The organism is Ktedonosporobacter rubrisoli, from assembly GCF_004208415.1.
In the GTDB taxonomy this organism is placed as follows: Bacteria; Chloroflexota; Ktedonobacteria; order Ktedonobacterales; family Ktedonobacteraceae; genus Ktedonosporobacter; species Ktedonosporobacter rubrisoli.
Map to the genome: position 1 here is coordinate 3,507,992 of NZ_CP035758.1, position 12,418 is coordinate 3,520,409.

Sequence of the window (12,418 nt, forward strand, 5' to 3'; positions counted from 1 at the left end):
ATGGCCCAATTCTCAGGAGAGAGAAAACTGTGTATGTTTGTTTATGAAATGTCATTGTGAAAGAAGGAGCCATCAGATATGAAGAGCAACCCGCATATCAAGCTACCTGCGCAAGGGAAGACATCAGGTGAAAGTGATATGCCTTCTGATTGTTTCTGGACATTGACCTCTACGCGGCAAGAGCACCTCCTGGCAACGCATGGCAAAACATTCTCCTTTGCCGCGCGCTTTTTCCCTACGGCAGTACGCCGTGCGGTAGTTTCACTCTATGCATTCTTTCGTACCCTGGATGATCTGGTGGATGAGCGCGGTGAAGGCTGGTGCCGTAACGACGTCGGACAAGAATTGGACGCCTGGCACTACTGGTTTGCTTGTGGCGCACGTTCAGATGCGCCCCGTGAGCCGCTTGGAACTATCCTCGCCTCTCTGCAGGAGACCTACCAGATCCCGGTCGCCATCTTCGATGATTTTCTGGATGGTCTGCGTTCAGATCTAGAGCCAGTCCAGGCGCGTGATTTCCTTGAACTATATCATTACTGTTATCAGGTTGCCGGCACCGTTGGGATAGCAATGAGCTATGTGCTTGGTGTGCACTCTGAGCAGGCCCGCCTGGCAGCAAAACAGCTTGGCATTGCTATGCAGCTTACGAATATCCTGCGTGACCTTGGCAGTGATCTCTCTGTTGGGCGCATCTATCTGCCCTGTTCGGAATTAGAGCATTTCGGATCTTCCTCTCAACATTTACTGCGTCTCTATCAAGCGCAAAAGGGTCCAGATGAACGCTTCCGCGCACTGATGCGTTACCAGATTCAGCGCGCTCGTTTCTACTATCAAGAGAGTTTGCAAGGTGTCTGGTTACTTACACCTGACTGTCGTCTACCTATCCTGTTGGCAGGTCGTCTATATCGGAACATTCTGCGCGAAATCGAGCGCAGCCAGTACGATGTCCTTCGCCAACGCGCCTCAACCTCGTGGCTTACTAAGCTGGGTGAAGCTGGCATTGTCTTTTTGCTGGATCTTCTCTGGAGGAATGGGGAAGTAACCTCTCCTGCAGAACTGGAGTGCGTATATGAAGAGTGATATCTTGCTGACGGTGTTAGGCCTGGCACAGTTTATCTCTGGCTTACGTGTTGTCAAACGCCTGCTGAGCACTGCGAGGGGGACGCGCCTGCAACTCGTCATGTCAGCAGATCTGGACGAGGCAGAACATCTCTCTGTAATCATTCCAGTGCTCAATGAATCTCATCGTTTGCCTTCATGTTTGCAAGGCCTGCGGACAATTGGCAGAGAGGTGAGCGAGATCCTCGTGGTGGACGGTGGCTCCTGCGATGGGACACAGGATCTTGTGCTGAGCTATCAACAACGAGATCCGCGCATTCGTCTGCTCGATGCCAGTCCAATTCCTCAGGGGTGGAATGGCAAAGTCTGGGGCCTGCACATTGGACTGCGCCATGTAGAACCCACTTCCTCCTGGGTCCTTACCCTGGATGCCGACGTGCGGCCATCCCCTTGGCTAGTCTGCTCGCTACTGGCTCATATGCATCGAACCGGGCTCACGGCTTGCAGCCTTGCCACGCGGCAAGAGATTGATGGTCTCGGGCAAGCTTTGCTACATCCTGCTCTCCTAACAACACTCGTCTATCGTTTTGGTATTCCTGGCTATGCGACACGCTCAATCAGCGCAATCCAGGCAAACGGGCAATGTTTTCTGGTAAGGCGTGAGACCCTGGAGAGCTGTGGAGGCTTTGCCTGTGTACGCGATTCCGTTTGTGAAGATATCACGCTTGCCCGAGAGTTAGCCGCCTCCGGGCATCAGATTGGCTTCTATGAGGCCGAGGATCTGATAAGCGTGCGGATGTATGAAGATTGGCGCGATACCTGGCGAAATTGGCCACGTTCACTACCAATGCACGATCGTTTCTCCGGCTGGCAGACACTCTCTGGCTGGCTGGAAATTGCCCTGGTGCAAGCTGCACCGTTGCCGTTATTCCTCATGCTTTTATGCACGGCCCGCCGCAACCGCTGGCTCCTGCTGCTTAATGCTTTCTTTACAGCTATGAGGATTGGTGTCTTATATGGGACCTCACGCGCTTACAGCCGCCGTCCCTGGTCCTACTGGCTCTCACCACTGTGTGATCTACCCGTCGCGTTTAAAGTAGGGATCAGTGCGATGCAACATCACTACATATGGCGCGGACGAATACTCATACGAGGAGGTAAGCGATGAAAGCTGTCAAGTTTCTCTTTTGCTGTCACCTGGCAGCGCTTGTGTTCGGCCTGGGAGGCCTGTTGATCGCAATGCCCCATCCTGAACTATGGGACCGCACAGCCTATGGCGCGGAAGTCTTTAACTTTGGTATCCGCTATGCAGGCTCATTGCATATTCTGCTGGGTGCAGCAACCATGCTGCTCTTTGGCCTGTTCTTCATTGACACACGCAAGACGCTGATCTTTTTTTGCGCTTCCACGTTGATTTCTCTCAGCATGGAACTGCTGGGAACGAGTACGGGCTTTCCCTTTGGCCCCTATGCATATACCAATTTTCTGGGCGGGAAAATCCTGGGACATGTGCCTTATTCGATTCCGCTCTCCTGGTTCTATATGGGCTTTACCTCATTTCTCCTGGCACATCTGCTCATTGCGCGCACTAACTGGTCGCACAAGTCTCTCTGGAGTGTGCTGGGAGGCGCTTATCTGCTGACCGTATGGGACCTCACCCTTGATCCTTCCATGACCAATAACAACCTGCCAATCCATTTCTGGGTGTGGTACACAAACGGTCTTTACTTCGGCATGCCCATCAGTAATTTGCTCGGCTGGTCGGTGACGGGGCTTATCTATACCAGTGTGAGCAGGGTGCTCTGGCGCAGCCCGCTCGATAGCAAACCTCTGGTTGCCTGGCTTCCCTTTGGCATTTATGCAGCCAATACCTGCTTCGCCATTGTGCTAAACCTCTCTTCTGGCCTTATCCTACCGCCGGTGATCGGTATCCTTCTCGGTCTGCTACCAGCCTCGCTCACGCTCTTTGCTCCCCAACGACCCATCGACGGAGCCGCTTTCACGCGCTTCATGTCGCATCTAACCGTACGTGTGGCAAGTCGCGCTCTCGTCAGGCGCAAGATCTTACTTACGATTGAGGGGGTAGAGTGGATACCGCAAAGTGGACCGGTGCTAATCGCAGCGCGTCACTTCCATCATCTTTACGATGGCTGTATACTACTGAGCGGCGTCCCACGCCGGCTACATATCCTCGTCGCCCCGGACTGGATCAAACAACGCTGGTTGCGCTCGGTGATGGAGCGGGCCTGTGAAGCCCTCGCCTGGCCAATCCTGCTGCGCGCTGAACAACTCGCAGCATATACTCCGGCAGGGCAGGGCGCTTACTCGTCCTGCGAGGTACAACATTATCTGCGCTGCGCCGTCGCCACGTCTATCCAGCTTCTGCGCAGCGGCGAGGCGCTGGTGATCTTCCCAGAAGCTTATCCAACCATCGATCCGATCTTCACGCCCAAACAGAGTGAGGATGCCTTCCTGCCCTTCAGAGCAGGTTTCGCACGTCTGACGGAGCTAGCGGAACGTGATGAGTCCTGCCGGGTCGCGATCATCCCGGCTGGCTTGCATTACAAGCATGCCAAGCGCTGGCAGGTAACGCTCCGCTTAGGACAACCACTCTTTCGGCAAGATTTTGGGAGTACGAACAAGTTCATCGAGGCTGTTGAGGAGCGTGTTCACGCCCTTTCTACCCCTTCCACTGCGCCCGCTGCATCTACAGAGGGGGTGATGCAGCTATGAAGCCGCTTTCTCTTGGAAAGATGCCAGTAGCACGCGCTAGCGGCAAGCAAAAGATTCTTGTCATCGGTAGCGGTTTCGGCGGGCTGGCCACCGCTATTCGCCTGCAAGCCGCCTGTCATCCTGTGACGCTCCTGGAGGCACGTGAACGACCCGGAGGCCGCGCCTCTCAGCTTCGAACCCAGGGCTTCACCTTCGACATGGGACCCACGTTAATCACTGCTCCACATCTGCTGGAGGATCTCTGGCAGGTCGCCGGGCGCAACCTGCGTGACGATGTATCTATGATCCCGCTTTGCCCGTTCTACCGCATTATCTTCCATGATGGACGCTCGTTCGACTACTGGGGAACAGCCGAGGCGGATGAAGCCGAGATTGCACGCTTCGAGCCACGTGATGTAGCGGGGTATCGGGCCTTTCTCGCGGCCACGCAGGGCATCTATGAGCGTGCCTTTGTCGATCTCGCGAAGCAGCCTTTCTTGCATGGGAGCGACTTTTTACGCGTACTGCCTGAACTATTCCATCTAGGGGCACAACAGAGCGTCTACTCGTTTGTGTCACGCTACTTTCGTGATCCGCACCTGCGCATGGTCTTCTCCTTCCACCCGCTTTTTATCGGTGGAAACCCGTTTCGCGCCAGTGCGATCTACAGTATCGTTCCCTATCTGGAGCGTCTTGGCGGCGTCCACTTCGCCCAAGGTGGCATGTATACGCTGATTGAGGCAATGGAGCGCCTCTTTCAGGCACTGGGGGGCGAGATCCGCTATGCAACGCCGGTTGAGCGCATAGAACTCGCGCAGAGGCAAGTCAGCGGGGTGCGGCTTGCGGATGGTACCAGCTTGCCGGCGCAGATTATCATAGCGAACAGCGATATAGCGACCACATACCTTAAGTTGCTGCCAGAGGAGGAACAATCGCGCATACACAGTTGGCGTCTTACGCATGCTCGCTACTCAATGAGCTGCTTCTTGCTATATCTGGGTCTCAAGCGGAATTTCCCGCAGTTACGTCATCATACCATCTTCATGCCACATCACTATCGCCAGCATGTGCAGCGGATCTTTGATGGTCATGGGATGCCTCAGGACATGGCACTCTACCTGCAAGCGCCGGCACACACCGATCCACAACTGGCCCCGGCTGGAGGCGAAAGTCTGTATGTCCTGGCTCCAGTACCTAACCTCGCGCATGGCATCGATTGGCAACACGAGGCAGCTGCATTACGGAAGAGGATACTACACTATCTAGAGCAGGAGGCAGGGCTGAAAGGGCTAAGCGAGAGCATTGTCACCGAGCAGAGCTTTACACCGCTTGACTTTGCCTCGCAGTTACGTAGTCATCTGGGAGCCGCTTTTTCGCTTGAACCCACGCTTTTCCAATCGGCCTATCTGCGACCACACAATCGGGCAAAAGAGATTGGGGGCCTTTACTTTGTAGGCGCCGGGACGCATCCAGGCGCGGGTATTCCTGGCGTCTTGCTCTCGGCTGAGATTACAAGCCAGCTGGTGCTCAGGGACCTGGCAATGGCCAGCCGGTGAGTGAGGCGCAGAGGCATAGAGTGAAAACGAAGGAGAAAGCCGGAATCTATGGAATTTGCACGATAGTAAGGTGGCACTCTCTGTGGCCGCACTCTTGCTCTGGCTTTGATCGCGCTTACGGCGGTTACCTTCCGGGCACTAGGGAATCGCGATGATTTCTACAGGGCAGATCCATTCATGAGGCCGCTCCCGGCGCTCGTGAGGACACAGAAGGAAGTCTAATAGATGGTGCTTTTCTTGCACCATTGTTGCTCAAAACGATGGCGCGAGGAGTAGAGCATGATGGTGGCACGCAAAGTCAAAGGGCTGGTCTGGCTGCGTTTACCTCCTCTGAGCGCCAGTATGTTGCATTCAATGCAGAGGTAGAAGATACACTATCTCTTGTAAGGGAAGGAGCTATCGATGATTCTGATTGTAGGAGCAGGGCTGGCAGGGCTCGCCTGCGCTAAACTTCTCGCGGATGCAGGACAATCTATCAAAATTCTAGAAGCGAGTGACCGGGTTGGTGGACGGGTACGCACCGACATGCATGAGGAAGGTTATCGACTAGATCGAGGCTTTCAGGTGCTTTTCACTGCTTATCCATCCGTGCGGCAGTTACTCAACTACGATGATCTCAAACCACGCCGCTTTGATCCGCAAACACTGCTTGTCAATAATGGTAAACGCTTTGTCCTGGCTGACCCACGCCGACAACCAGACAAAGCATTGACAAGTCTGGCCAACCCACTTGTTTCTATCATCGATAAAGGGCGTTTGTTAGGCTTATTCCCTTTATTGGGCCTCTCACCAGATGAGATCTTTGCAGGCAAGGGACTGCAAGGACAAGATGTATCAACCGAACAGTATCTGCAGCGGCTTGGCTTTGCAGAACAGGGATTTATAGAGCACTTTGCCCGACCATTCTTCGGGGGTATCTTCCTTAATCGCCAGCTTTCGACGAGCGCACGCATGTTTCAATTCGTCTTGAAGATGCTGGCCGAGGGGCAGACGATTCTACCCGCGGAGGGAATGGGAAGCATCGCTGAACAACTGGCCTCCTCCTTGCCTTCTGGAACCATCCACTACCATGCACGCGTAAGCGAGCTCTTGAGAGGTGAGGGCAGCAGGGTAATCGGTGTGCGCCTCTCGAATGGGGAGCAAGTGGAGGCTGATCAGGTGGTAATCGCAACAGAAAGTCCAGTAGCCGCAAAGCTTACTGGCCTGCCTTTGCCTACTGAGGGTGTAGGGTGTACGTGTCTCTACTTTGCAGGAGCGGAGCGTTTGTATGATCAGCGTGCCATTGTCCTGCATACCGATCCTGCGTCATACGTGAATCACGTTGTATTGCTAAGTAATATTGCTCCGACCTATGCCCCGCCGAGACGGCACTTGCTCTCGGTGACAGTTCTGGATCTTACTGAACAGGATGATGAACGCATGGCTAGACGCTGCCTGAGCGAGCTTAGCAGCTGGTTTCCAGAGCATGATCTAGCGAGTTGGATGTTCCTGCGCTGTTATCGCATTCCTTTCTCGCAGTTTACGCAAAAACCAGGCATCTTCGATCAATTGTCAGGGAATCGCACATCACTCAAGGGCCTCTATCTGGCAGGCGAGTATACTCAGTCGAGCAGCATTCATGGCGCGCTGCAGAGCGGAATCTATGCAGCAAGAACCGTATTAGAGACCTTGAGGCAGTCAGAAGGAACTCCATGAGTCCTCAAGAGGAGCCCATTACCGGAAAAGCGCCAGAGGAAGCTATGTTGGAGGAAGCATTCATCACCAAGACTCTCTGAAACCAACTCTTGCCGTGCTCATCTCTCGACAAAACGAAGCCGTTCTTTGTAAGATAAAATTGGTCAGGCAACAATAATCAAAACGGGAACAAAGACATCTGCATTATCGTTTTCTTTTCTGCAGTTTATATATTTTTACGTATCATTAATTTTTTAAGCAACCACAATTATAGATGAGATGCAGAGAGAAAGTCAACCCCATCTTGCAGTCCATTGCAAAAAGAGCTACAATGCGCCTATGACACAGGCACCAGGACGACGTGAACGAAAAAAGCAGCAGACACGAGAGAAGATTGCCAGAGTAGCGATGGAGCTCTTTATTGAGCGTGGCTTTGACCAGGTGACAGTGCCCGAAGTGGCTGATGTGTCGGTGAATACCGTCTATAACTATTTTCCGACTAAAGAGGACCTTTTTTGGCCTCCATCGACCTATGGAGGCTTCCCTGGCAGGACTCGTGCGTCAACGTGAGAAAAGGGAACCATTGCTCTCCTTTCTACGCCAGTTGCTACTCGGCAGCCTCGAACCTATGAAAGCGATGCCGCCTCCAGAGCAGGATTCTAAGCGGCAGCAGGTCTTCCAGGTGATTCAGGAAAGCCCCTCCCTGCAGGCTCGTGATCGGCAAATGGCTGAGTCTGTTGAAGAGGATCTGGCCCATGTTCTTGCGGAAGATATGGGCAGGCAATTAGACGATATTGTGCCTCGCCTCGTTGCGCATCTGATCCTGGCCCTTTACGCGAGGATCTTTGCGGAATACGCGAGGCGGCGCTTGAAAGTGGAGTCTTCTGAGGAAATCCATGCAGATCTCCTGGCTATAGTCATGTCTGGTCTCGATCTGTTAGAGCATGGAATCAACGCTTCAGGGGATAAATGAGGGGCCACATGATCGTACTCGATTTATTTCTTTTGCTTGCTGATTGCGCTTTTCCCTCTTTTTATTGATCATTCCAGGAGAGGACAAACAGATACAGCAGCTTTTTTTATCAAGAAGGCCCTTGATGAACTTTAACAATCAAGATCGGGAATCATGGGCTATGCAGAGCTTGTGCCAGGCTGCCCTCACCGGCGAAGCCCACAGAGTGGAGTACCTCAGACGAGCCTTGAGCAAATTGGTTGAGAAAGCGGCGAACGCGTGCTTGTAACGCTTTTCAATCATGGGCCTGACGGTGTAAATAGAGCACCTCCTGACGCAACTTGCGCCAGAACTTCTCAAGCGGGTTGAGCCACGGCGAGGCTGACGGTCAGTGCGGTCTTTACGTTCCTGGAGACCTGGAATGAGCTGCCTGGTCCATTTCTGTACGTGAACGACAGCTCACAGTTCATGATCGCCATCAGATTAGTAGGCTTTATCACAGCATATCATTCGCAGTTAAACCTGTCGATGACAGCGAATCTTGTAAGATGATCTTGAAGATCATCCTGTGCTTCTATGCGCAAAATAAGCTCATTGAGAACATTGCCTTGATGGGCCTGAAAGGGTAATGATTCTGTATGTCTCAACCAACGCGATTTCCAGCTGATTATGTTGAACGTGTCTATGCCGGTGTTTTGGGAAAAATGATCGGCGTCTATCTTGGGCGCCCCTTTGAAGGCTGGTCCTATGAAAAATTTATGACCGAGTTGGGCGAAATTACCGGCTATGTGCACGAGCAGCTTGGCGTCCCTCTGATCGTGACCGATGATGATCTCTCGGGAACCTTCACCTTTGTGCGGGCACTCTCGGACTATGGCAACCCACGCGATCTTACCGCCGTCCAGATTGGGCAGACCTGGCTGAACTATATCATTGAAAAGCGGACCATTCTGTGGTGGGGTGGACTGGGAAACTCCACCGAGGAGACGGCTTTTCGGCGTCTCACACATGGTATTGCCGCTCCGCGCAGTGGCTCAATCGAGCTCAATGGCAAAGTAGTGGCTGAGCAGATCGGCGCGCAGATCTTTATCGATGCCTGGGCCATGCTCGCACCCGGCAATCCAGCTCTGGCAGCCGACCTGGCTCGCAAAGCTGCCAGTGTGAGTCATGATGGTGAGGCGATCTATGGCGCACAGATGATCGCGGTCATGGAGGCTCTGGCCTTTGTGGAGCGTGATATCAACAAACTGCTGGATAGCGCGCTCTCCTATATTCCGCAGGAGGCAATTATTGCACAGATGATCCGCGATATCCGTGAGTGGCACGCCAACGAACCCGACTGGCGTAAGGCCCGAACCTTGCTGGCGGCCAAATATGGCTACGATACATATGGCGGGAACTGCCACATGGTGCCGAACCACGGCCTGATTATTCTCGCGTTGCTCTATGGCAATGACGATTTTGCGCGTTCTTTGATGATTGTCAATACCTGCGGATGGGATACGGACTGCAATTCTGGCAATGTTGGCTGCCTGCTGGGCATCAAAAATGGGCTCCGTGCTCTTGATGAGAGTACCGTAGATTGGCGCGGCCCGGTCGCCGACCGGCTCTATCAGGCAACGGCCGAAGGAGGGCGGGCGATTACCGACGCGGTACAGGAAACCTACCATCTCGTCGCTTCAGCCTACACGCTAGCTGGGCAGAACTTTGTGGCGCCGAAACAGGGGGCTCGTTTCAACTTCGCGTTGCCAGGTTCGGTGCAAGGCTTCCAATTGGAGGAGAGCCAGAAGTCATCAGCTGCGCCAACCAGGCTGGAAAACGTGGAGGATCACAGCCTGACTGGTGAACGTAGCCTGGCCATCCATTACTCGCACCTCAGTGAGCATCACCGAGTTCATGTGGCTACACCGACCTTTATGCCACCAGAGGCGTTACATATGGATGGCTATCAATTGGTAGCCTCGCCAACCCTCTATCCAGGTCAGCAGGTGCACGCACGTGTGTTGGCAGATGAGCAGAATGCGGCAGCCGTCACCTGCCAGCTCTTCTTGCGCTATTATGGAGCAGATGACAAACTGCTTGTCCTGGGCGGGCCGGCTGCAAGCATCGTAGCCGGCCAGGCTCACGAGTTTGAATGGCGCATTCCGGCTCTTGTGGGGGCGCCTATTGCAGCCATTGGTTGCGAACTGCGTGCCTCCCAGACTCATAGTGGCAGCGTCTACCTGGACTTCCTGACCTGGGATGGCGCGCCAGAGGTCGTGCTGGGGAAACCTGAGCACAACGGAACCCTCTGGCGACGGGCATGGGTCAATGGCATTGATCAGTTCGAGCCCGGGTGGCCTGAGACCTACCGCTTGATCCAGAATGAAGGGCGCGGTCTGCTCATCCAGGGAACACGCGATTGGAAAGACTATAGCGTGAGCGCGACGCTCACCCCTCATATGGCAAAAGCCATAGGGCTTGCAGCTCGCGCGCAAGGCATGCGCCGCTACTATGCGCTGCTACTGACTGATGAACATAGCGCGCGTCTCATCAAAGTACTAGATGGTGAAGAGGTGCTGGCCGAGCTGCCGCTCAAAAGAGATCTCTATCAGCCCTATGCCTTCGTATTGCGGGTACGCGGGACACGGATTCAGGGTTGGATCAATGGGCGGCTTATCGGCGATGTCGAGGATGTGAGCTTGCTCACCGGTGGGGCAGTGGCCCTGATCATCGAGGAAGGGCGTGTCGCAAGCGAAGCTGTGACTATCCAACCAGCATAGAAACCGTTGCCGCCAGATTCTTGAGCACCAGTGTGGCCAGTCATCTCGGTGCTGGAGGCTGAGGATCAGGTAGTGACGGGACATCTTCCACGGCATGTACCACATACAAGCGAACAGATGAAGTTGGTGGGGTCAGTTCTCCTTTGAGAAGCCGGATGAAAGCTGTTCCCATAGCGAGCACATCTGCTGTGGGAACAGCGTCCTGCACCCCCACTGAGGGGGCCTGATGATGATACTGTCGGTGAGCATGGCATTGGCCACATCAGCAGGGATTCCTCTTTCATACCGGGCCAGCAAGGTGAGTGCCTGTTCGCTCAGAGCCAGCAGGATACGTGTCTGCTCATCCGTCGTCACAAGTTTGTCTAAACTGGCAGAAACAGTTCCGGTGCTTCCAAGAACAGCCTGGAGATGCCAGTCCCGCTGAGCACGTACGAGCCATTCGGAGGGTGAAGACAGATGGCCAATGACCTCAATCAGCGCTCCAAGCCAGATTGCCAGGTAGAGATCAGGTGCCCAGAACCCCTTTCCCTTGTATTCGACAAAACTCGTTCCCAATTAAAAACTTCCTCCCCAAACGATCTGGATCAGGAAACCGCTGAGTGCTATCCTGATTTTTTCACTCTTAGTATATCAGACAGCTTCCCAGACCTGCACCGTCCCAGCCTGACCAGGGTAGCCGTCATATGTTTGCAATCCTTTTTAGTCCTCTACCTTATGCTGAAGCAACTCATTTTTCTATGTTCGCGTTGAAACTTACAACAGTATCAGGGGACAAATGCTTGACAGCAGAGGACGCAAGATCTGAGCAAACGAATAAGCTCCTGATGCTTTGTGCGTCCATAAGCTCTCCCCTACTTGAAACTCATGTTGATACCAACTGCAGCATTCTCTTCTGGAGAGGCGTTCCAGTATCCATATCGCTCAGATGTCTCTATCAGATGTGCCAATACTTCGGGGGTAGGCATCTGAGGACGACCCAACCACGGTATGCCAATCTCTTCAAAGAAGTGCCCCATCTTTTTGGTAGTTGTGATGAGCAAGGTCGTGGGTTCGGAGGAAACATTGCGCCAGGCATGAAGGGCATTGCTGGGCACATGGAAGAAGTCTCCCGCTTTGCCAGAGATCCATTCATGCCCATTTTCAGTGATCTTCAAACACTCAATGGTCCCAGAAAGAACAACGAAGTCCTCCGTATCAGGATGACGATGCATTGGCACAAAGACCCCTGGAGAGAGAACACCTTTCAACACACAGAAATCGCTGCTTTCATCGCCAGGGGAGAGCAGAAACTCCACTGTTGGACCAACAACATCAAGGACTACATGGGTTGTAGGATTTTTTTCGAGATGCATCTCTTTCTCCTCTTTACTAGTATAGCTCAAGAATATATACTTAAACTCCCTGTATGAGGATTGCCCGCGAGGTCGTCCCTTGTAAGCGAAGAGGCAAAATCTCCTGGTATTCGGGCGAAGTGTACCAACGTTTGAAATGTGCCTCATCCTCAAATTCCAGGATAACTGCTCCTTGCGGTTGCCAGTTCCCCTCAATCGTCTCGGATGCCCCACCCAGGACCACTGTTTTTACTCCATACTGTTCTCTTGTTGGTCCGCTCCGCTGACTATATTCACCGATCTTTTGCGGATCGATGACTTTCTCGATATCAAGGACAAAGTAGACTGCCATAGATGTTCCTCTCTTTTTTC

At 53.3% G+C, this 12,418-nt stretch carries 11 protein-coding genes; 8 read left to right on the forward strand and 3 right to left on the reverse strand.

Annotation, left to right across the window (positions count from 1 at the left end; all coding sequences use genetic code 11):
• The first annotated feature begins 78 nt into the window (after positions 1-78).
• From EPA93_RS15705 to EPA93_RS15740, 8 genes are all read left to right on the forward strand, one after another.
• Positions 79-1,080, forward strand: coding sequence for a phytoene/squalene synthase family protein (locus EPA93_RS15705; RefSeq protein WP_129888417.1), 1,002 nt, complete (start codon positions 79-81; stop codon positions 1,078-1,080).
• Positions 1,070-2,227 carry a glycosyltransferase family 2 protein gene (locus EPA93_RS15710; protein WP_129888418.1) on the forward strand — a complete coding sequence of 386 codons (1,158 nt, stop codon included), beginning with the start codon at positions 1,070-1,072 and terminating at the stop codon, positions 2,225-2,227. The genes EPA93_RS15705 and EPA93_RS15710 overlap by 11 nt, the downstream gene beginning before the upstream one ends.
• A complete protein-coding gene (locus EPA93_RS15715; RefSeq protein WP_129888419.1) occupies positions 2,224-3,792 on the forward strand; it encodes a carotenoid biosynthesis protein in 1,569 nt (522 codons plus the stop codon). Before EPA93_RS15710 ends, EPA93_RS15715 begins: the two co-directional genes overlap by 4 nt.
• Positions 3,789-5,327: a phytoene desaturase family protein gene (gene crtI, locus EPA93_RS15720; protein ID WP_129888420.1), complete on the forward strand. Its 1,539-nt coding sequence runs from the start codon at positions 3,789-3,791 to the stop codon at positions 5,325-5,327. Before EPA93_RS15715 ends, crtI begins: the two co-directional genes overlap by 4 nt.
• A 402-nt stretch (positions 5,328-5,729) precedes the next feature.
• Positions 5,730-7,022 carry an NAD(P)/FAD-dependent oxidoreductase gene (locus tag EPA93_RS15725; protein WP_129888421.1) on the forward strand — a complete coding sequence of 431 codons (1,293 nt, stop codon included), beginning with the start codon at positions 5,730-5,732 and terminating at the stop codon, positions 7,020-7,022.
• A gap of 318 nt (positions 7,023-7,340) precedes the next feature.
• Positions 7,341-7,571, forward strand: coding sequence for a TetR/AcrR family transcriptional regulator (locus tag EPA93_RS15730; protein ID WP_129888422.1), 231 nt, complete (start codon positions 7,341-7,343; stop codon positions 7,569-7,571).
• On the forward strand, positions 7,558-7,974 hold the full coding sequence (locus EPA93_RS15735) for an acyl-CoA-like ligand-binding transcription factor (protein WP_129888423.1): 417 nt from the start codon (positions 7,558-7,560) through the stop codon (positions 7,972-7,974). The genes EPA93_RS15730 and EPA93_RS15735 overlap by 14 nt, the downstream gene beginning before the upstream one ends.
• A 617-nt stretch (positions 7,975-8,591) precedes the next feature.
• Entirely contained in the window at positions 8,592-10,715 is a 2,124-nt protein-coding gene (locus tag EPA93_RS15740) for an ADP-ribosylglycohydrolase family protein (protein WP_129888424.1), read from the forward strand.
• 132 nt (positions 10,716-10,847) lie between these two features.
• On the opposite strand, the gene EPA93_RS15745 is transcribed toward EPA93_RS15740, so the two are convergent.
• From EPA93_RS15745 to EPA93_RS15755, 3 genes are all read right to left on the reverse strand, one after another.
• Entirely contained in the window at positions 10,848-11,270 is a 423-nt protein-coding gene (locus EPA93_RS15745) for a hypothetical protein (protein ID WP_129888425.1), read from the reverse strand.
• A 296-nt stretch (positions 11,271-11,566) separates the two neighbouring features.
• Positions 11,567-12,067, reverse strand: coding sequence for a cupin domain-containing protein (locus tag EPA93_RS15750; protein ID WP_165423152.1), 501 nt, complete (start codon positions 12,065-12,067; stop codon positions 11,567-11,569).
• A 40-nt stretch (positions 12,068-12,107) separates the two neighbouring features.
• On the reverse strand, positions 12,108-12,398 hold the full coding sequence (locus EPA93_RS15755) for a DUF1330 domain-containing protein (protein WP_129888427.1): 291 nt from the start codon (positions 12,396-12,398) through the stop codon (positions 12,108-12,110).
• Between the last annotated feature and the right edge of the window lie 20 nt (positions 12,399-12,418).